Source organism: Microvirga ossetica (assembly GCF_002741015.1).
Taxonomy (GTDB): domain Bacteria; phylum Pseudomonadota; class Alphaproteobacteria; order Rhizobiales; family Beijerinckiaceae; genus Microvirga; species Microvirga ossetica.
Genome location: NZ_CP016619.1, coordinates 679,988 through 701,127, shown reverse-complemented (window position 1 = coordinate 701,127; position 21,140 = coordinate 679,988). Strand labels below are relative to the sequence as shown.

The window sequence follows — 21,140 nt, the reverse complement described above, 5'->3', positions numbered from 1 at the left end:
CCCGTTCGTGTCTTGGTCAGCCCGCGATAACCCGGTTTAAGCCAATCCACTCTCCCCGTCCCCACCTGTCGTGCGGCTAAGAGACCTTTTTTGACAAGAAGTCGATGACTTGATGCGGGCGATGATACGCGGTGAACCTTGAGCCTCTGACCAGCCGTCCACACGAGCAACACTGCGAAAAGCCGAGGCCATGGTCGCGTCGCGCAGAATGCAATTAATAATTAAGTCACTAGAGCAACCTTATGCTCAGCGTCTCTAGGGCCAGTGTGCTGAGCATATCGGCTCGTCTATTCTGACCAATGAAGGCTGTCGCCCCAGCCGTCGCAGTTTCCTTATTACAGGAGTTCTAATGATCCGGACCTTGGCACCGTTGCTCGGCAACTGGCAGAGGGCTGTGACTGTGATCCTCGGGTTGGGAGCCGCTGCAGGATGGAGCTTGCTTGCGGTCTCAAGCCAGTCCAGCGCTGAAACTGAACGTCAGTTGCAGGATCGTATCACCACACTTCAAGACAGCCAAAAGCAGCTTCTGCGGGAGCGGGAACAATCCCAAGATGCAACCGCGGAGCTTGCTCGGCTGCGCAACCAGCTCGGTAATGCCCAGGATGAGATCGCGCGTCTTGCCCAAACCCGAACCCAGGCTCAGCTGAAGGTGCCTGCGGACCGGCTGCCGCTTGATGCAAGCTCATCCCCGGCACGTCTGTCGCAGACCGGAGTTTCCCAAACAGGCTCCATCCGGAGCTTGCCTCCAACTCCGCCACGAGCGCCAACACGTCCGGCTCAAGCAGTGCTCCCCAAACTGGAAAATGGTGTAATGGTCGCTCAGACTGGTGGCAGTAAGCGTCAGGCACCAGAACAGGCGTCGGCTCTAAAGCCTGGACGATAGGCACTCAGGCTGTGTGGAGAACCAGCGCTGAGATTGCCGGTGCTCTTGAGACTCGTCAGGGCTACGAAGGGTTGCATCTGACTTAGACAGACATCGAGGCGGAGGTCGCATGAGCATGCGGCCATGATCGACGGACGAACTCGGGTCGAGCCTCATCAATGATTAACACGGGCGTAACGGTGAGGATGATTGGTTGGACTTTCCTGGCACCATCTATTCGGCCTCGACTTGGATCGTCCCAATCCTCCTCGCGATTACTTTCCATGAAGCGGCACACGCCTATGCCGCCTGGAAGCTTGGGGACGACACGGCCTATCGTCTGGGCCGCGTCACATTTAATCCGCTGAAGCATGTGGATCTTTTCGGAACAATCCTGCTTCCGGCGCTGCTCTTCCTGACCAAGGCTCCTTTCCTGTTTGGATGGGCGAAGCCTGTTCCCGTGGCGTTCGGGCGTCTGGGCCATCCACGCCGCGACATGGCGATTGTCGCCATGGCCGGGCCGCTGACGAATGTGTTGCTGGCCTTTGCCTCGGCGGGTTTCCTTCGGATCGTCTGGGTGCTGCCGGAGGCGATTGCACCCTGGGTGGTTCAGACACTCTATCAGTCGATCCTGCTGAACCTGATACTGGCGATCTTCAACATGTTTCCCCTGCCGCCTCTAGACGGGGGCCGCGTCGCCCTGAGCATTCTGCCGAACGCATTGGCGAGGCCATTTGCCGAGCTGGAGCGGTTCGGCTTCCTGGTTCTGCTCGGGATCATCTTTCTGCTGCCGATGCTTGACAGATCGCTGGGGACCGACTTGAACATTTTCCGGTGGTTTGTTGCGATCCCGCTAGCATGGCTAATGCCGGTCTTTCGGGCAATCGCTGGAGCACCGCAGTAATGGCTGAAGGTGCAAGGCACCCCTACCCTGTCCTTCGCAGAGCGCGGCGAGAAGCAATCCACGCGGAAATCTTGGCTGCGCCAGAGCAGACACAATCAGCTGAACCGTCGAAGCAAATGGCCATAGTGCAGGGGCACTATCGGTATCGCTCGTGACCCTCTCGCACTGAGCAACGAATGTCATTGACGTAGGAGGCAATGCCTCGGCACTGGCGTGCGATCAATCCGGTGCCATATGCCAGACTGACCGTCGAGATTGCCGTTGCGCTAACGCGAAGCAACCCGACCCTTCGGCATTGCCAGTTTCCATTGGATCGTTCGAGATGACGTCCGGGGCACAAGCCGGGTGAGGCGAGTTTTCTGACGTGCCAGTTCGCCAACTCGATGTTTTTTGCTCCATACTCTGTTGGCTCTTGCAGCCTCGTAGAGTGGACTGAGGCGGATCCGCTCTCTCACATGGGGACGAGAAGCTTTGGAAGCGCTGAACGTACGCTTTGCCGAGCGCACGCGCTGAATGTTGCCGCGCGTGCGGATCACCGGCTGTTCAAGCGCCCCAGTTGAAGTTCCAATCTCTGTTCCAACAGCGGCAAGATGCTGGCGAGCCCTTCTACAGTACTCGATGCTGAGGGCGCTCATCTTGTCTGAGCCGTGTCCGGCACGGTACTTCATCAGCGCACGACACAGGTCACCGTCGGCCAACCGCCAGGCTTTGGCCAGATACCCCACGCCATAGCGAAGATTGGTCCTCGGCTCGGCCAGTTCGGCGGAGGTTCCTTGGAACCCCAACAGTGCGGCAGTCTTGGGTCGCACCTGCATGAGACCAATTTCGCCGATGCTGCCAACGGCAGTCGGATCGTACCGGCTTTCGATCCGCACCACCGCGTCGACAAGGGCCGGCGGCACCCCGCTGGCTGCGGCCTCCTCAGCGATGGCAGGCAAATGCGCGGAGCGATTTTTCAGAGCACGAGAAGGAGAAGCAAGGTCCAGAATGGCGGATGTTGTGATCGGCTCAAGATCAGGCGGCAGGGGGAGCGACGCAAGCTGCCAATCCACATCGATTTCGAATACATTGAAGTCAGGCTCGGCTGATCCTGAACCTGGAAACAGCACGAGGAACATTGTCGCGCAGGCAACAAGACGTCCGCTGAACATAGGCCAAGATCCCTTGAGGGTGGCGCTCTACTCAGCTTTTCGCAAATGTGTTGATGGACCGTTTATAGGCGACGGTTTCCGAAACGTGGCGGATGCGGCGGATCAGCAGAGGTTCAGACAGCTTTCATGTTTCAGCAGTAACAATAAAGGATGTCTGCTCCAATCGTAACAAGAAAGCCACTCCAAGGCTGGAGAAGAGCAAGACACACTTTAGAAGTGGCTGGGAAATATGCTTAAGAGAACTGAAGATATACCTATTGACCTGAGCAGGGAACTGGACACGTTTGAGCGGCTGATCGCGCAAGCTCAAAAACCACTTCCACCTCAAGAGTTCACCCTCACCGAAAGCTTCACTGACCTGATCAAGGAAAGCCTGATACGGGGATGGATCTATTCGGCCTCCTTGCAGGAGCTGATTGCCGCCATGGATCCGCGGCTTGCCGGCCTTTCCATCGACGCGTTGGCACAGGTCTTCGACTTCGAGGAGGTGCCGGTCTGGGCCAACGCTACCCGATCGATGCCAACGCGATCGCACGGCGCCGTTGCCATGCGCAACGCCGCCTTTCTGCTCATCCAGCTCAAGGCGATGGGCTTCCGGGTCGACGATGCACCGCTCAGCTCCCAGATGAGGCCATTGCTGGCCAGCAAGAAGGTTCTCGTGGGCCGAGAGTTCTACGTCTTCTGGCAGCAGGAGCTTGAAGCCAAGCGCGAGGCATTCGTTCTCTATAACGCGCCCTCCCCGCAGAACGTGACAATGCAGGACGTGATCTTGCCTCTGGGACACACCATGCGGATCATCTCCGATGGAACGCGCCCGATCGGCATCGAGGTCACGCCGCCCCGGTGACGCAAATCAGCCCAGTTTAGTGCGCTGGCCGACCTGATCCAAGATCAACCGGGGCCTGCCGGAGCCAGCACAGCCGGACCAAAGCGGAGGTAACCACAGGGCAGTCCTTCTCTTTCGGCTCATCGAAGCTCTGAAGAGATGCCAACCCCTGTGAATCCCGTGGAGAACGGGGACAAGCAGGAGAATTGTCACCAGCCGGTGCTCGCAAAGGCCCAGAACTCGTTCTTGGCTCTGTGAAGCAAAACCTAAGCAGGTCCAGGGTGCAGGAGCGCGGTGATGCGCCATCGCTTTCTCGGTCGGCTGGTGGATGATTTTGGATCTCCGCGGCCGACTGATGACGAAAGGAGAAGGCCATGAGTCCGTCGTCACAATGGACGCTGTTCCTCGCCCGACCCGGAAGAGATCGGCAGCACGTCATCCGGGATCCGCAAGGCGAGCCCCGGCTCATCTTTGGCGAAGATGACGGCACGCGGATCAACGATCGTCTCGCCCGGTATCTTGTTGAGAGCCTGAACGCAGGTGTCAACCCAAACGACCCAAACCCGGACGAGGGCTGGTTTTTGGATAGTTCGGAAGACCGCGCCGAGCAGGATCCCGTCCTTCTCATCTGCGATCCGGATTTTGAAGTCAGGCTCGAGATCCTCGAGACAGGCAACCTCAAAGAGGATCAGGCGCTGGGCCGCAGAATTGCAGCGTTCATCAACACCTATTTCGTCCAGGAGGAGAGTTCTAATCCAAGCTCGTCCTCTTCGAACTCTCGGGCGGAACGGGACCAAATCAAGCCCAGACTCTGAGTGCCTTGGGGCCGGTCGCGCTTGCGTGCGATCGGCCAAGTCGCCTCGAGCAGTTCCAGCGCCACGTACCGTTCCAGGCTGATCCGAGGCGATTCCAAGGCGAATAGTTGGCCCCTGCAGCCTATCGAGTTCTCCTGTCAGGTTAGGAGCATCCCTTCCTGCAAGACCGAACGCGGTCTACACGCGAAATTGCGCAATCAGGCCCTTGCATCTTGGATTCAGACAAGACGTCTGCCTCCTGATGTTGTGAGGGATTTGTGCGTGCGGCGAGAGAGCTCCTTGAAGGCAAGCCCCCAGGGAGCGCTGAGGCTCCCCAGGGGCACGGTGTGGAGATGAGATGACGCTGGCAGGCTGCACCGACTGCTAGAGGCTGAGCCAATGCTCGTTCGCGTGTGCCAGTCCGGTCTGCTGCCAGCCTCAGTCCTCGTCTGCTCCACCCGTTCCGATGAGGATCTCGCGCTTGCCCGCATGGTTGGCGGGTCCGACGATCCCCTCCTTCTCCATTCGCTCCATCAGCGAAGCAGCCCGGTTGTAGCCGATCTGCAGCCGCCGCTGGATGTATGAGGTCGACGCCTTCTTGTGCCGCAGCACGATCGAGACCGCCTGGTCGAACAGCTCGCCCGATCCCAGACCCGTCTCGCTCTCATCGAAGACTGGCATGTCCTCCGGCTCCTGCTCCTCATCGTCCTCGGCTGTGACCGCCTCCAGGTAGACGGGTTTGGCCTGTCGCTTGAGGTGAGCAACGACCCGTTCGACCTCCATATCCGAAACAAAGGGGCCGTGTACACGAGCGATACGGCCGCCTCCCTGCATATGGAGCATGTCGCCCTGGCCGAGCAGCTGCTCGGCGCCCATCTCGCCGAGAATGGTGCGGCTGTCGATCTTCGAGGTCACCTGGAACGACATCCTTGTCGGGAAGTTCGCCTTGATCGTGCCGGTGATCACGTCCACGGAAGGCCGCTGCGTGGCCAGGATGACATGGATGCCGGCGGCGCGGGCCATCTGGGCCAGGCGCTGGATCGCGCCCTCGATCTCCTTGCCGGCCACCATCATCAGGTCGGCCATCTCGTCGACGATCACCACGATGTAGGGCAATGACGTGAGGTCCATGACCTCTTCCGCATACGTGAGCTCCCCCGTGGCCTTGTCAAAGCCCGTCTGGATGGATCGGGTGATGACTTCCCCCTTGGCCTTGGCCTCGCTCACACGGGCGTTGAAGCCGTCTATGTTGCGCACACCGAGCTTCGCCATCTTTTTATAGCGATCTTCCATCTCGCGCACCGCCCACCTCAGAGCAATGATCGCCTTCTTCGGGTCGGTGACGACGGGGGTAAGCAAGTGCGGGATTCCGTCATAGACGGACAGTTCCAGCATCTTCGGGTCGACCATGATGAGACGGCATTCTTCCGGCGTGAACCGATACAGCAAGGACAGGATCATGGTGTTGATCGCCACCGACTTGCCCGAGCCCGTGGTGCCGGCGACGAGAAGGTGCGGCATGCGGGCGAGGTCGGCAATCACCGCCTTGCCGCCGATCGTCTTGCCCAAGCAGAGAGGCAGCTTGTGCTTCGAAACTTCAAAATCCTCCGAGCCTAGGAGCTCGCGTAGGTACACGGTCTCGCGGGTCTCGTTCGGCAGCTCAATGCCGATCACATTGCGGCCAGGGATCACGGCGACGCGGGCCGAGACCGCGCTCATCGAGCGCGCGATGTCCTCAGACAACGCGATCACGCGAGATGACTTGATGCCAGGAGCGGGCTCGAATTCGTACAGAGTGACTACCGGGCCCGGATGGACGTGGATCACTTCACCTTTCACGCCGAAGTCGCGAATGACTTTCTCAAGCCGGCCTGCCGTTGCCTCCAGAATGTCCTCTGTCAGCTCTGGTCCCTCGCGCTCGGGGGGCTCGGCCAAGAACCCGATATCCGGCTTCTGGTAGGACCAGTTCTCGACGGCTGCCGGGTGCGAGATCGGATGCCCCCAGGTCGATGGAGCAACTTTGGGCAGATCGAAGATCGGGCCCGCCTCCTGAAGCGGTTCGGTGCGAGGAGCTGCTGCAAGATCCTGGCAGGCTGCGCTATCGGGCACCTGCTCACCTCGCTCCTGAACTGGCACAGTTGCCTCATCAGGTTCAGGATCAGCCAACGGTTCAGTCCAGAGCTGCAGTGCCACCTCCCCCATCGGCGGCTTCTTAACGGTGGTAGGCATCAAGTCATCGAACAAAGAGAGGTAGTTGAGATCCACCTCCTCGGTAGACCCCGACACGGAGGTCTCTGTCGCGGCATGAGGCGCTGCCTCCACGGTGATCGCGGCGATGTCAGTCGTGGTGATGCTCTCCGGAATCCCCTCCGATGGCCGTGAGGCTTCGACAGTAGTGGCATTCTCCGGCTCGATCACCTCACTTGGATCGCTCTCACCGCCATATGCTGCATCGCTCGCCACACCGCTGTCAGGAAATGCCAGCCCATCAGAAAGGCTGGCCGGCAGAGCGTCCGAAGTCTCCATCGGGCGGATACCAGCCAATCCGTAGGAGATGCCCTGCCACGAGAAGGACAGGGCTGCAGACACCAAGCTGAAGGACATGGCCGTCGGCTGTAACTGGATCTCTGGGCTTTGCTCCTGGTGGCGCAATCCATCCGGGGCTGGAGCTTGTAGTGTAAATGGCAAGCGTGTTGCCGTCTCGATCAGCCGGCGCTCCGCGCCGGCTGCCTCTCCGCCGCCGTCAGCGAGGGCAGCTTCCTTGTCGGCAAGGAGGGTCAGCCGTTCCGAGACCGAATCCTCGGCCGCCAAGGCCGACCGCAATTCGGCGATCTGGCTTCGGATTGTCGGCTCAGGAGCCTCAATGGCCTCCTCGCCGATGACGGAGTGAGCGGGTTTGCCGCCAGCCGCGTCGACTACTGGAGCGGAATCCTCAGGTCCGGTCGTCAGGGGCTCTGGATGGCCGTTGCGGGCCCGAATGACGCGATCGGGCGTGCGCGTGGCTTTCACTCCCTCGGCAAGAACGAAGGCCTGGCGCCACGGTGGCTCGTCGCTGTCCTGGGCGGGATCGCTTTCTGCGCTCCTTCGAGCCTGCCGCAGCCTCACGACGTTGGCGATCTCACGGGTATCTTCTTCTCCGGGGAGAGGCGGCGGGGCGAAGGGCGGTCTACGGGTCGAACGCATGATCTCTGACGCATCTGGAAGATGACCGGGTGAGCTGATTCCGGCGAAGTCTCGACTCTGCGAGAAAACCGTAAACAGAGGGTTAGACTTCGGATCGGATCGCTGTGCGATGCACCCTCACCCGGCTTGCGTGGTCGACGACGAAATCTGCGGCCCTGCGTTGCACAGCTTGAACACTTGCAGAAGCGGAGGCAGGCATGGACTGCGTGATTGCGCTTCGCAGCCAATCTCACAATTCAGCCTTCTGGAGAGACGAGGAGGCCATCCTTCCGCAGTGTACCTCAAGCGGCTTGAAGGACCTGACTGCGGCAGGCGTCGAGACGGAGCACGTCGAAAACAAAAACCCTGCCCCAGGGGTAAGGGGCAGGGTCAGTTCTCTCCTCGCCTTCGGGGTCCTCCGAGAACACCTAAAGTAGGACATGCAATCCGTGTAGTGTCGAACATGTCGACAGATTCATGAATATGTAGGATCGTATTCAGGTCAATAATACTGACCGTAATCAAGAATCCAGCCTCATGTTGCTTGAATGCAATAGTCAGATTTTACAGCTGCTCCATACTGCTTCTTGCAATTCCTCGCACAAGGGATCGAAGCCTATGAGAACACGACTTTTTGGCCTCTTGGCCGCAACGGCCATCACCACGGCCGGCATTACGGCCGCATCGGCGGCCGACCTTCCAGCACCGCCACCGACACCCTACATCGCGCCCGTTCCCATCTTCACCTGGACCGGCTTCTATGCCGGCGTTAATGCCGGCTGGGGTTGGCGTGACAGTGATCGTCAGACCGTCGTTCTCGGCGGTGCGGTTCCGGGCACTCTGTTCTTCCCGGACAATGGTGACGGCGGCTTCACCGGCGGCGGTCAGATCGGCTACAACTACCAGATCGGCTCCTTCGTGATCGGCCTCGAGACCGACATCCAATGGGCCGACACTGACCAGGATGAAACTGTTGCGTTCCTCCCGGCTGGCGTGCCCGGCACCTTCGTGCCCGGCGAGTTCCGCAGCAACCTGTCGGATTGGTTCGGAACGGTTCGGGCCCGCGCCGGTGTCGCGTTCGACCGCGTGTTGATCTACGCCACAGGCGGTCTCGCTTACACGGATGACACCACCGGCTGGGTGGTCGGTGGCGGTGTCGAATGGGCTTTGCCGGTGAACTGGTTCGGCTCCTCGGCGGTGACCTTCGGCCTCGAAGGCCTGTGGCTCAGCTTCGATGAGGACGACGACGACTTCGGCAACGGCTTCGTCGGCACCTTCACCCCGACAGGCGGAGTGCCGGTCGATATCTTCGCTCCCGCGGTTGGCAGCGACGACAACGAGTTCTTCGTCGCGCGCGCAAAGCTGAACTTCAAGTTCGGCACCTACTAAGCGCACACCACACCTCAATGAAAGGCCCGGAACCAGTCTGGGCCTTTTTATTGGCTTCAGCATCCTTGGCCAGGGCGCATTTACCTGCACCCAGCACGCAATTGAAGGACAGGATAGAACCGCGATCGGCCAGCAGGAGAGAGTGCCGTGGCCCGTTACTTTTTCGATGTCCAGAATGGGAAGCCGCTCCTGCACGATGACGAGGGCGCCGAGTTCGACAGCCTCGACGCGGCCGTACAGGTGGCCGCCCGCTCGGCGGCTGAGATCGGCACAAGCCGGCTGGCAAGAGGCGATGTCAGCGATGTTATCATCGCGGTGCGGGACGAGCAGAACCAGCGGGTCGCCACGGTGACGGCGTCGATGCGGATCGAGCGACATGACTCGCCGCATCAGAGACCGCATGCCTGGAGCGCGTCAGTCCCAAGTGGCTGACATAGGATGCTCTGATGAGAATTTCGGCCAATGAGCATTATCCGTCGGCGCAGGCATCAGGAGCAGCTTGGCCGTATTGGCAACCAACCGCAGGCCAGCTAAGTTCTTTTCGATGTGTGACGCACGGAGGGCTCTTGATGACCCGAAGGGATCGTGTTGCGCTGTAGGGACGCATTGGGCTTGTCCTGGTGTCTCTGGCTTTGATGGGCGGGGTTGTGGCTGAGCCGCTGCTCCGGCCCTTGTGGTCCCCGCACCTGACTGTTGCTCAGCGGTAGCAACACCAATCAATGAGATGTCCGACACTGAGGGCGCATCCAACGGTGAGTGATGATGCGGACGCCGTGGACACTTGACGGACATGCCCCTGCTCTGATGGGCACGATCCTGATCGACTTCGTCGAAGATGGTCATCCCGTGGAAGGATGTGTCACTGTGTCGTGGCTTCTTCGAGTACGCGCTCAACTATCTCCACCAATTCTCCGAAGCGGTAAGGTTTGGCGAGAAAAGGCACTCCTGCCAACTTGCACAGGCCGTGGCAGATCCGCGAGCGGCCTGAGGTAACGACAATCGACATGAGCGGTTGGGGTATCAGGGCAGCTTTTGCCAGCTCGAAGCCGTCCCGACTGGAGCTGACTGGCCGTAACGGGTGACCAATAGCCTCTGCGCCAACATCATCTCGCGGGTGAATTCGGCAATCCGGGCCTCAAGGGCCCTACGGCAATATCAACCTCGCCATGAGAATTGATTTTCACACCAACCCTGCCGTCAAGGCGGGGTTTTCTGCTATAGCCCAACTTTATCCATGCCGTTCGAACGAGACTTTAAGCGGCAAAAGGGAGGTACCTATACTAAGCTATTCCATGGGTGCGAGGCGAAATAATCAGTTCTATTGGCGCTTTGTTAGGACAAAGCAGAGCAGATTGCCGAAATAACCCTTTATGAAACCGCAACTAGAGATGCACCACCTCAAGAGCACCTCCCATTAGACCGATTGTCTCAATGGTTTCCTGGTAGTCGCCGCCACCAGCGGCCACACTTAATTCCTAATCAAAGGCTGAGTTTCATAGAGTCTCATCCCTCGCGAAGGCCACTAGAATGTTATCTCACGAGCGTGTTTGGGCTTCAATTGACTCTCTGGCATCGCGCCACGGGTTGAGCGCATCCGGCTTGGCACGCAGGTCCGGTCTCGATGCAACAAGCTTCAACAAGTCGAAGCGGTTGAGCCCGGAAGGGCGGCAGCGATGGCCTTCCACGGAGTCCATTTCCAAGGTCCTCAAAGCCACCGGGTCGACCTTGGAAGATTTTCTTCGGCTCATCGAACCATCCGGTTCCCTCCGACGCTCAGTGATCCCGATGATTGGCCTCGAAGAGGCAAAGTCGGCAGAGGCGTTCACAGATGAAGGCCTGCCAAACAAGGGACCAGGTTGGGACGAGATTGAATTTCCTGGTTTCGGACAAGAGAGTGTCTTTGCTCTCGAGATCACGGGCGACGGTCTTAGGCCGCTCTACCGTGACGGTGACATTCTCATCGTCTCGCCGACCGCCAGCACCAGGAGGGGCGACCGTATTGTCGTGTGCACCAGAGGCGGACAGATCTTCGCTCACGAACTCAGGCGACGTTCGGCCACGACTCTGGAAATGACGTCACTGACCAAAAGCCAAGAGGACGTGGTAATCCCAGCAGAGGAAATTTCCTGGTCCGCCCGTATCATGTGGGCGCGCCAGTAACGCGCTACTCCAGGAGATCAACGGTCTGTCCAACAGCACGGTGGACAGACATCCATTCACCTTTCACCCAAATGTCTCGTCAGCGCGCCAAGAGCCGTTCATCTTGCGCGGACAAAGCCGGACGCGCTTGCCCAACTCGGGTGCTTAAGCCCGAAGCCAGCGAAACAGGGTTGTGGGATCGACCGATACTTCGCGCTCCGCCAGCATGCACGCCTTCAAGACCACGGTCGCTGATTGGGACCCACGGCGCATAGGTCGGCGCCGTCCTGGTGACAGCGGGCTTTAAAAGTGGGCAACTCCGTGAACTTCAGGTTGCCACCTGCTGCGGGTCAATCCTGATCGGCAAATCGCACCAGGTTCATGAGCGGATCCATCACGGCAATCCGGTAGGTCGCGGTGGCGAAGCGGTGACCATTGGCGATCGAGACCACTTTGATGCTGGGCCTGGTGTTCGGCCTGCGGCTGCGTCAGACAGAGGGTCTGCTGGCATCGGTGCTGGAGTTGATAGCATTGGATCTTGCCGTGCCCGACCATGCCAGCTCGGCCGTCGGGCGTGGACTTGGCGATCGTCCGATGAGCGGCAGCCTCGCCGGATTCCAGGAGTAGGGCCCGTTCACGGCGTCATCGACAGCGCCGGGCTTGACGTCCACGGCGCTGGCCAATGGCTGGAGGAGAAGCACGGCGCCAGGTCGCGGCGAAGCTGGCGCTTGACGCTGACAGTGGCGAGATCATCGCTCACGTGATGACTGACCAGGACACCGGCGACGCCTCGCAGGTGGATCCACTGTTCGACCAGATCGAGGTCGCGATCGGCCAACTCACCGCCAACGGCGCCTATGACGGCAAACCGACCTACGACGCCGTCATCAAGCACGGCGCCAATGCTATGGTTGTCATTCCGCCGCGCGCCGCCGCCATGGAAAAGCCGGACACCGATCCCTCCAATCAACGAGATCGTCATGTCGCGACGATCAACACGGACGGCTGGATGAAATGACAAGCCGTCACCGGTTCATGCGCACGCCCGAAGTCTGTCCGCTCCAGGGTGGATGACACATGGGAAGCGGCATCAAAGACCATGATCCGCATATCTCTCGATCCATGCACCAATGCCCATGCTCTCCCCTAAGCATCACTACAAACGTGCGCCACCAGCCTCCAGAGTAGTGAAGACGATATCCTCCATGAGCGGGATGTCTTGCAAGGGATGCTTCTGCATCAGTGCGAAAGCCGCAGCCGTTAACGTCTTCGACTGATCCTTCTTCTTCGCCGATCTGAGGATAATCGCGGTCTGCAGAAAACGCCTCGCCCAGATTTCGCGCCGACCTTCAAGAAAGGCCCAGATTTTGGTTTCAAGCGTCCGTGCCGAGCGGGATCGTCGCATGATGTTGCGCGTCTCTCCGGTGTCTTCAAACCAACTGTCGATCAGTGGCAAAAGCGCATCCAGTGCCTTATCATCATTGAGCATCAGGTCTAGTTTCACCGGTGTGGCATTCTGGACCTCTCGCTGCGGATCAGCATAGTCCAACAGAGCCTGCAAATCTCTTTGCTGTGGACGCAGGCCGTTCAAATCGCAGGCTTCCATCACGTCGATAAAGCCCGGCGCCGGCATGTATCCATTGTCCATCCCATCCGCCAATGCCGCCTCCAGCAACAACTCGGCAGTCATCCGATCGATGCGAAGGCTATTTGCTTCCTGGCGAGTGTACGAGACAATGCTATTTGCCTCGCGCTTTGAGCGGCAGCGGATGACAAAAGCATCCTTGATACCATACCCTGTCTTCAAGAGAAGCATTGCGATGAATGTTTGGTTGTTCCGCTTTCCGACAATCGAAATGCTTTGCGCCCCGGCACCATCGGTAACACTGGCCATAATATCGCCGACGATGGGTTCCACCTTGTCATGTCCAAGAGCGTCAAAGAGATCTTTTCGTCGCGCCAGCTTGCCAATGTCATCGACAATTGCCCGAGTGTTGCTGGCTGGCAACCAGCCGCGGATGATTGGCAAATAGAACAGAATCTCCACCTGCAGGCTGGTGCGTTTGAGCTTCGAATGAAGGCCCACAGCCGCAGCCTCCTGTACCAACGACGGCCCCGACAACAGCCAGTACAAGGCGCAGCGCTCGAATATAGGATCGTCCAACGATGCAAGATGATTGACAAAGCCTGCCTGCATCTCCTCCGACATGCCGGCCGTCATCTCGTGCAGGCCGTTGAAAAACTCATGCGGGCCACCGCCTTCTGCCTTAATTTCCGCAGCCAAAGTGGCAAGAGTATCATCGAGGTCGGGCACCGGAACTTCGGCAGGCATATCCGCCCCAACAGGATCAATGATCAGTATATCCGGCACCGGCAGGCCGGCACGCCGATACAGAGCGGCGACTTTCATGAGGTGAAGCGGTCGACAGGCTCCGACGGCAATTTGAGCCTCGATGGCTCTCTCGGCATTTTTCAGGAACACCTCGCCGTACGGGCTGTCATTCTCGATACCCATCCTCGCCTCATCGAGCAGCAACCCGAATATATTGACTGCATCCGGGCGAACGTCCTTGGATTGCATGACATGCGTTACGATGGTGGCGGCAACGGCCTCATTAGTAAGCAGCTCCCGCTTCACTCCGGCAAAATAGATTTGGAACTCTATCGATGACAGTTCATGTCGATACAGTTCATCCAGGCTTGATGCAGAAAATTCGACCACTACTGTTCTCCAAAACTAGCCCGGAAAACTCGTGGAGGGCTGGCGGGTGTAACTTAATTGCGTGAGATAACTTAGGATTTGGGCGTCGAATCCACCCCGCGTCATTTCCGGGAGAACCCGCCCGGCACTGTCAACTTAACGCTTTTACTCGTCCTCTGCAGGGTTTCGGCACGGAGTGGGCTACGCATCATCAATGACTTAGACGTGTTGGGGGAGAGCTGAAAACAGCAAAAACGATCTCTACTTGGTTAAGTTGACGGTGCCCACGAGACGGCGTCGGCAACGTCGCGCATTGGGTGTGGAATGCCCCGCCAAGGCGGGGCATCGTATATGCAATGATCACCGGAATGTAGGCCAAGCTACTTCGCCGGAACAGGCTCTTTCACTGGGGCGGACGCTGCTTTCTGGGCCGCTGTGTCAGCCTCCTGCCTCAGCTTTTCGACCGCTTGAGTGCGTTTAGCCTCAAGCTCCCGTTGGCGATCAGCCTTAGCCCTGTCCTCGGACACATATGATCCTTGATAGTGGCACATGGTGTCCTCCGTTCATGCAGAACAAAAGACAACGCGATCCAGACTCCATAGTTTCGTTGAATTCTTCCCCTTCTGACCGGACTTGTAGGGCCCTGTGGCCTGCAAAGCCAAGCTTATCCATCCGCATCCCGACCAGAAGAACCTGGAGGTCGTTCATGCGGCAGAGAGCGCGTGGTTGGAGCATGCCCGAGGCTGACATTGTTTCGCTGTTGAGGCTGATCGACGAGAGGGTAAGCTCGCCCAGGGGCACCGTCAACTTAACCAAGTAGAGATCGTTTTTGCTGTTTTCAGCTCTCCCCCAACACGTCTAAGTCATTGATGATGCGTAGCCCACTCCGTGCCGAAACCCTGCAGAGGACGAGTAAAAGCGTTAAGTTGACAGTGTCGGCAGCGATCACAACAAGGGCCAGAAGGGCAGACTCCCCGGATGCGGCTGCATCAAAGGTACCGTGCTTCGGGTTGATCTTGATGGTGAGGGAGGAAACCTCGTCCACGGGCGCACTTCTCCTTAAAGAAAATTCTTTAAGGGCAAGGCAGCAAACTTATTGTTCCGACAGGATTAATCTATAGGCCCCATTTCTTGAACGTCCGTCAAGGCCGAGGCGTCGCCGTTTTTGTGTACGCAATCCAAGAGTCGTTTATTAGAACCAGAAATTCCAAAACTAAATCAAACTCTTATCCACGTTGTGCATCCGTTCATGTAGGGCGGATACTGGTGACTCCCTTCAGGATATCATCGGCCTTCGCGGCGTCGAAGATGGCAGAGGTGACTTCGATGTGCCGGTTGAAGGAATCCCCTTGTCGCTGAAATCGGCCATGGCCGCGTCCACTAAGGGAAGCTCGTTCCAACGGTATTGCTGCTCAAAAATGCTCGTCCTTCTATCACACCGCCTCGAAGGGCTGTTCCCGGCATTCAATACCTTTGACAGGGATGGTCTGCTCTGATGCAGTGCCTTTCCATCAGGAACAGTGCAATGCCAACACAGAACGCCTTAAGCCTTCAAGACACGTTCCTGAAGTATCTCCGCGACAAGAGGAGTGAGGTAACCATCTTTCTGGCGAACGGGATTCGGCTACAGGGTCAGATCAGATCGTTTGACAACTTCACAATCCAGCTTGTTCGGGGCAACGGTACGCAAATTGTCTACAAGCATGCTATCTCGACAATCCTCCCAGCAGAACCCGTCCAACTGGTAGACTCAGCTTCATTCGAGTGATGAAGCCTTCGTCCAAAGTTATCGAGGTGGACATATTACTGATCGAGCGGCGGCTCGTCCCATTTTTTGATCAGACTCATTCCGCAATCCCACGGAGTTTAAGGCTCCCTTGGAAAATGCTCCTGTGGGCTTGATCTTTGATGCCGAAATCGTAGGATGGGAACAATCCGAGAACATGAATCAGCAGGGCACATCGGACGAGCCTTGATGGAGGATCGGAGTGCTTGGTGAAGTGAACTTTCACAGCAAGTCGCAATGGTGCGCATGGGCTGAGTACAGCGTCCTTGCTGCTTCTCTCGTTGTTGCCATTGCCGTTCTCGCAACTGCTTAGAACGCGAGTGGAGCCTTGGCCCAGTGTGCTGCCGGCCGGCTCAGGTTGCCACCCAGACTTTGTGCACGATCAATGCGTGTCAGAGCAGCTTCAATCTTCGCGGGTAAGGGCTGGCGGATGATATCCGCGTAGCACTACAGTTGCACCTTTCGTTTGCGATGTGAGGCTTGCGCCATGGCCTGATGCGCTCGTCGCCACGCGGACCAGGCGATCACGAAGGCCGGCTCGATCCGGCGCTGCTGGAGACGTGTGGCGACCCGGCGGATTTCCTGGACAGACCAGCATACCAGCGCTGCAGTCGGGCTTCGTCGTTTCGTTTTTGGGGTGAGGTAAGGCGGTTGGCGTGCTCACGCACCACCGTCATCATGGCAAACGCCAGCATCACCAGCGACACATGCCGATGCCAACCGTGCCACGAACGCGTCTCATTGTGCGTCAGCCCCAACTCCGTCTTCGCGGTCTCGAACGCATCCTCAATCGCCCAGCGCTGGCCCTCCACCCGCACCAGGGTCTCCATCGGTGTGCCGGCCGGGCACCAGGTCGAGAAGAACGCCAGATCCTGATCGCTGATGCTGCGCCGGATCAGCAGGCCGCGCGTCCACAGGCCGGTCAGCGCCTCGTTGAATTCCTCGGCCTCGAGATCGGCCAACGCGACATAGGCCCAATCATACAGGCGCGGCCCCTTGGTGCCGATCCCGGCCGACAGACGCTGCCAGGTCTTGGGAGCAAGCCCCTGTGCAATCGTCGCGGCCGTGCCGGCCACCGGCGGGCTCTTGTCCCAGGAATTGAAGCGGTCTGTGGCTTGAACGCCCAGCACGTAACCCTTGCCAGCTCGGCGCAGCTGCATGGCCAGGGCCCCATAGATGGTGTCGGTGGCCACCCACTCAAACGGTACGCCGGCCGCCAGGGCCCGCTCGATCATCGCGGCGGCGATCTGCGGCTTGGTGACGAAGCGGATCGCATCGGGCACGTGAGCCGTGGCCAGGCGCTCGGGCTTCGTCGTCCAGTCCTTGGGCAGATAGAGCTGGCGGTCGATCAAGGCGCAGCCCTTGTCCGACGCGTAAGCGGCAAACACGCCGATCTGGCAGCTGGCAATCTTGCCGGCTGACCCAGTGTACTGGCGTCCCACCCCGCACGAGTTCTGCCCCTGCTTGAGAAAGCCGGTCTCATCGATCACCAGTACCGCTCCGGGAGAGGCGAGCGTCTCGAGCGCATAGTCGCGCACCATGTCCCGCAAAGCATCCGCGTCCCAGTGGCTGCGCCCGAGCACCGCCTGCTGGCGCCATGGTCCCGGATCACCGGCGGCTTCCGCCCGCATCCAGCCGGTCTTGCGCCGCTCCGGCCCGAGCAGACCGTCGAGGAAGGCGGCCGCAGAGGCCGCGACACTGGGATGAGCAAACTGGAGTTTGAGATCAGCTTTGACCTGACGCAACTCCACACACCAGAGTTCGAGCATCTGCTCGATGGCCACGCCTGACATGGCAGCCTCCTGTATCAGATCAGGAGGTAATTAGGGCGCCAGTGCAGCGTGCAACTGTAGTGGTAGAGGGTGCGGAGGTCCTGACCAATCGTTCGAAGAAGTTCCTCATCAGACATCATGGAAACCCGTCTCCCACCCTCGACGCTGCTTCCCATCTGCCGCCTCCAAATCACCATTCTATTAGAAATAGAGACGGGTTGAGGAAGCGTTAACCATCTAATTAGGAGGCTGTGGATAGCGGGTAGGAACCCGCGATTTTTGGCATTCGGGACTTGCTTTCAATCTTCATCTTCAATTGGCATTGACTCGATATCGATCATGCCCGAGGCGCGGTGGCCTAATCGCCGTTCCAGTGCCTCGACCTGTCGCAGAAGCTGGGTCGTGAGTGTCGCTTCGTGCCGGAAACCTTCGTCACCAGGATCGCTGCCCAGTCGCAGTTGCATGTCACGCGCTCTTGCTTCCAGGGCTCGCCTGAGAATACCCAACTGCTCGTTTTCCAATTCAAGCAACATCATAACTCACGAATTTGTGACGGCCGTGCGGAGATACTACTCTCAGCCTTTCGTATCGACTGCATTGCCAGCCAAGCTTAGGCGCGAAACAATGATCGGATCAGGTCTCCCCAAGGAGTGCGATCCTCGCGCATGCGGCAGGAGCGAACAGCGACAGACCATCGAACCAACTGCCTTTTGGCGGCTCTTGAACCTGAAGACTTCGCGTATCTGGAGCCCCATCTGGAAGGCGTGATCCTGCCTAGGGGTACGATTCTCTACGAGACGGGCGAGACTATCCGTTACACCTACTTTCCTCATGACATCATCGTATCGCTCGTCGATGTGATGGAGGACGGCGGCAGCGCCGAGATGACCGTGTTCGGCTGCGAAGCTGTGATTGGCTTCATCAGTGCGGTTGTCACCCGTGAGTCGGTCGGTCGCTACATTGTTCAAGTCCCCGGTACTGCATCCCGAATTGCCACCGATAAAATGCATGAGGCGATCTCGACCCGTCCGAAGCTTCGACGCCTGATCCTCCACTACACCGAAGCCCTGATCGCCCAGCTTGTTCACACTGTGGCTTGCAATGCGGTTCACAGCGTCGAGGCTCGGTGTTGCCGCTGGATTTTGAGCAGCCACGACCGACTTGACGAGGATACCTTACCGCTCACCCATGAGTTCTTGGCTGAAGTCATTGGGGTGCAGCGCTCCACCGTCAGCACTGTCATGGGAGCACTCCACAAGAGAGGGCTGATTCAGCAGGGCCGAGGAGACATCACCGTGACAGACCGGACTGGCCTCGAAGGAGCAGCCTGCGAGTGCTACGGCAAGATACGCCGCCGCTTCGAGCGACTTCTGCCTCATACCTTCACAAAAGGCTTTCCAGAGAGCGAACAAAGCTGATGTCGCATTGTCTCTTGTTAACGGAATTGCGCGATCAATCCAGTGCCGCCGACCCAGCCAATAGATCGGCCAACAGGAGTGCAGATGGATCGATATCATCCGGGACTGGCATTGGAGCGGAGCGGCAGCGGTTCCTCAACTATCCAGCATTTCACAGAGACGCGATCTGATACGATTGCTTGCGCCAAGAGTCCCGCCGTTCCCGCTGAGCCAGCATTCGATCCATCCCACTCGCATCGGGTCTGGCGCATGATGAACGCCTTGATCGACGCGAAGCCAGAATGGGCCGACCAAGATACGTTCGAAGCCGACCGGAGGAAGATGCTTCGGTACGGCCTCTCAGCCGGGATGTCTCTGGAGGAGCTTTTCAAACTCACTGACCCAGACGCTATTCTGGGCCTGTGGACGGCGGCTGAAGCTAAAAATGTAGAGGTTTAGAGGGTCCTCACACCCATAGAGCAGACCACATACAAGTTGCGTTGTGTGTTGCTGCTCAGCCAATCAACTCTCAGGGACACCCGCCTTAATCAATCCCTCCACAACAATCGGACCATTCGCAACTTTCCGCAGGTCGCTTCGGACCAAATTGACCGTGAACGGTGGTGCAGCAAGAGAGTTCCTGTGTGCCAAAAGCGTCTTCGTCTGATCTGGAAGTCCCAGATGGCCATAGCAGCTAATCAGCATACAGTGATGGGCAGGGAAGCTTGGAAAGGCTACAAAGGCTCTGCGAAGATAGGGAAGCGCATCCTCAAAACGACGAGCGGCCATGAGCGCTAAGCCGTGGGCGAATTCATAGAAGCTCAGGAACGTGTCGGCGGGGCTGAGGCGAAGAGCCGTCTGCGTCTCGACGACCGCATCATCAAATCTTCCGGCCTGAGTTAGTGCCCATCCATAGATCGTGTGGGCCAACCCAAAACTCGGGTTGACCCGCAGCGCAGCTTCAAGTTCCGGCAAAGCTCGTTCATGTTGTCCATCGGCGCTGAGACACAGGCCCAAGATCATGCGAGCCCATGGTTCGCTTGGGTCAAGAACAAGCGCCTGTTCCGCATGTTTTTGGGCCTGCGCAATACCTTTTTCTTCATCAGGAAGCCAATAGTTGTAGGCGGCCCACCACACGGCCCAGCTTAGGATCGCATGGGCCTTCGCATAGGTTGGCTCGATTGTGACCGCCCGTTCGAGCAGCAATCGCGCCTGCTCATTTTCGTGGCGTCCGATCTTGCTGACCAATCCGATAGCGCGGACAACAAGGCCCCATGTGCTGATGTGATCAGGAGGCTGGCTTGCTGTACGAGCACCTTCCTCGGCATACAAGTGCGGCTCTATGGCAGCGATGACGCTTGCTGTGATCTCGTCTTGAACCGCAAAAACATCATCAAGCTGTCTGTCGTAGCGTTCGGCCCAGATGTGCCTGCCGCTTGCAGCCTCGACCAACTGGCTGGTGATCCGAATACGACTTCCCAACACCCTGACACTGCCTTCAAGCACATACCGAACACCGAGGTCTTGGCAGACCTGACGAACATCCACCGTCCTCGCTTTGTAAGCGAACGTGGAATTGCGAGCGATGACGAACAGCCACTTCAAGCGCGAGAGACCTGTGATGATATCTTCGGTCATGCCGTCTGCGAAATACTCCTGCTCGGGATCACCGCTCATGTTCGTGAACGGCAGCACAGCAATGGACGGCTTGTCGGGGAGAGGAAGTCTACTGACCGAAGTACCTGCCTGAGCGGGTTCTGTGCCTCCGAACGAATACACCCGCACCGGTCTGGTGATGTTCTTGACCGTCTGCTCGCCCCGGCTCTCGAATGCGCGGTCGATCTTTCCCTCGATCTCATCGAAGACCTTGCCAGAGATCAGGACTCCACCAGGATCACATAGTGCCTCCAGGCGAGCGGCAACATTCACTCCCTCCCCATAAACATCACCGTCTTCCTCGATAATGATATCGCCAAGGTTGATGCCGATCCGAAGTTGGAGAGGACCAATTGCCGTCTTCTCCTGGATAGAGATGGCGCATCGCACAGCTTCCACTGGGCTGGGAAACTCGATCAGGAATCCATCGCCCGTGGTCTTCACCGTCCGTCCATGGTGCTGCGCCACATACGATTCAACGGTCTCCCGCTGGAGTGCTTTGATCCTCACGAGGGTGCCCTCGTCGTCCTTCTCCATCATGGACGAGAAGCCCACGACATCAGCAGCGAGAATGGCAGCGAGGCGGCGGGTGCTCATTCGG

General features: G+C 58.4%; 16 protein-coding genes and 1 pseudogene. 10 read left to right on the top strand and 7 right to left on the bottom strand.

Annotated features, from left to right (window positions below):
- Window positions 1–1,076: 1,076 nt before the first annotated feature.
- Complete coding sequence (locus BB934_RS41495) at window positions 1,077–1,766, top strand: site-2 protease family protein (RefSeq protein ID WP_099515415.1); 690 nt, start codon at window positions 1,077–1,079, stop codon at window positions 1,764–1,766.
- 266 nt (window positions 1,767–2,032) lie between these two features.
- Here BB934_RS41495 and BB934_RS41490 read toward each other — a convergent pair whose 3' ends face one another.
- Window positions 2,033–2,917: a lytic transglycosylase domain-containing protein gene (locus BB934_RS41490; RefSeq protein ID WP_237050675.1), complete on the bottom strand. Its 885-nt coding sequence runs from the start codon at window positions 2,915–2,917 to the stop codon at window positions 2,033–2,035.
- Between the two features lie 229 nt (window positions 2,918–3,146).
- Between BB934_RS41490 and BB934_RS41485 the strand changes: the two genes are divergently transcribed.
- Both BB934_RS41485 and BB934_RS41480 read left to right on the top strand, forming a co-directional pair.
- Complete coding sequence (locus BB934_RS41485; RefSeq protein ID WP_099515414.1) at window positions 3,147–3,764, top strand: hypothetical protein; 618 nt, start codon at window positions 3,147–3,149, stop codon at window positions 3,762–3,764.
- Window positions 3,765–4,117: 353 nt separating this feature from the next.
- Window positions 4,118–4,558 (top strand): hypothetical protein, encoded by a 441-nt coding sequence (locus BB934_RS41480; RefSeq protein WP_099515413.1) that lies wholly within the window; start codon window positions 4,118–4,120, stop codon window positions 4,556–4,558.
- Between the two features lie 417 nt (window positions 4,559–4,975).
- On the opposite strand, the gene BB934_RS41475 is transcribed toward BB934_RS41480, so the two are convergent.
- Entirely contained in the window at window positions 4,976–7,720 is a 2,745-nt protein-coding gene (locus BB934_RS41475; protein ID WP_237050671.1) for a DNA translocase FtsK, read from the bottom strand.
- Between the two features lie 597 nt (window positions 7,721–8,317).
- Between BB934_RS41475 and BB934_RS41465 the strand changes: the two genes are divergently transcribed.
- The 4 genes and pseudogenes from BB934_RS41465 to BB934_RS41450 form a co-directional block, all read left to right on the top strand.
- Window positions 8,318–9,088: an outer membrane protein gene (locus BB934_RS41465; protein ID WP_099515411.1), complete on the top strand. Its 771-nt coding sequence runs from the start codon at window positions 8,318–8,320 to the stop codon at window positions 9,086–9,088.
- A 147-nt stretch (window positions 9,089–9,235) separates the two neighbouring features.
- Complete coding sequence (locus BB934_RS41460; protein WP_099515410.1) at window positions 9,236–9,520, top strand: DUF6894 family protein; 285 nt, start codon at window positions 9,236–9,238, stop codon at window positions 9,518–9,520.
- A 1,095-nt stretch (window positions 9,521–10,615) separates the two neighbouring features.
- Window positions 10,616–11,248 carry a S24 family peptidase gene (locus tag BB934_RS41455; RefSeq protein WP_099515409.1) on the top strand — a complete coding sequence of 211 codons (633 nt, stop codon included), beginning with the start codon at window positions 10,616–10,618 and terminating at the stop codon, window positions 11,246–11,248.
- Between the two features lie 414 nt (window positions 11,249–11,662).
- Window positions 11,663–12,242: pseudogene (locus BB934_RS41450) on the top strand (transposase); the annotation flags it as partial.
- A 141-nt stretch (window positions 12,243–12,383) separates the two neighbouring features.
- Here BB934_RS41450 and BB934_RS41445 read toward each other — a convergent pair.
- Together BB934_RS41445 and BB934_RS41440 are read right to left on the bottom strand one after the other, a co-directional pair.
- Complete coding sequence (locus BB934_RS41445; protein WP_099515408.1) at window positions 12,384–13,949, bottom strand: hypothetical protein; 1,566 nt, start codon at window positions 13,947–13,949, stop codon at window positions 12,384–12,386.
- Between the two features lie 817 nt (window positions 13,950–14,766).
- Window positions 14,767–14,973 carry a hypothetical protein gene (locus BB934_RS41440; RefSeq protein WP_099515407.1) on the bottom strand — a complete coding sequence of 69 codons (207 nt, stop codon included), beginning with the start codon at window positions 14,971–14,973 and terminating at the stop codon, window positions 14,767–14,769.
- Window positions 14,974–15,453: 480 nt separating this feature from the next.
- On the opposite strand from BB934_RS41440, the gene hfq reads away from it, so the two are divergent.
- The gene (hfq, locus tag BB934_RS41435; protein ID WP_099515406.1) at window positions 15,454–15,696 is read left to right on the top strand and encodes an RNA chaperone Hfq; all 243 of its coding nucleotides are present in this window, start codon (window positions 15,454–15,456) and stop codon (window positions 15,694–15,696) included.
- 542 nt (window positions 15,697–16,238) lie between these two features.
- On the opposite strand, the gene BB934_RS41430 is transcribed toward hfq, so the two are convergent.
- Together BB934_RS41430 and BB934_RS41425 are read right to left on the bottom strand one after the other, a co-directional pair.
- Window positions 16,239–17,507, bottom strand: a complete 1,269-nt coding sequence (locus BB934_RS41430) for an IS701 family transposase (protein WP_237050059.1) — start codon at window positions 17,505–17,507, stop codon at window positions 16,239–16,241.
- A 278-nt stretch (window positions 17,508–17,785) separates the two neighbouring features.
- The gene (locus tag BB934_RS41425) at window positions 17,786–17,950 is read right to left on the bottom strand and encodes a hypothetical protein (RefSeq protein ID WP_157934650.1); all 165 of its coding nucleotides are present in this window, start codon (window positions 17,948–17,950) and stop codon (window positions 17,786–17,788) included.
- A 201-nt stretch (window positions 17,951–18,151) separates the two neighbouring features.
- Here BB934_RS41425 and BB934_RS41420 point away from each other — a divergent pair, with 201 nt between their 5' ends.
- Window positions 18,152–18,904, top strand: a complete 753-nt coding sequence (locus BB934_RS41420; protein WP_099515404.1) for a Crp/Fnr family transcriptional regulator — start codon at window positions 18,152–18,154, stop codon at window positions 18,902–18,904.
- A gap of 84 nt (window positions 18,905–18,988) precedes the next feature.
- Complete coding sequence (locus BB934_RS48070; protein ID WP_157934649.1) at window positions 18,989–19,342, top strand: hypothetical protein; 354 nt, start codon at window positions 18,989–18,991, stop codon at window positions 19,340–19,342.
- Between the two features lie 63 nt (window positions 19,343–19,405).
- Here BB934_RS48070 and BB934_RS41410 read toward each other — a convergent pair whose 3' ends face one another.
- A complete protein-coding gene (locus BB934_RS41410) occupies window positions 19,406–21,136 on the bottom strand; it encodes an adenylate/guanylate cyclase domain-containing protein (protein ID WP_099515402.1) in 1,731 nt (576 codons plus the stop codon).
- Between the last annotated feature and the right edge of the window lie 4 nt (window positions 21,137–21,140).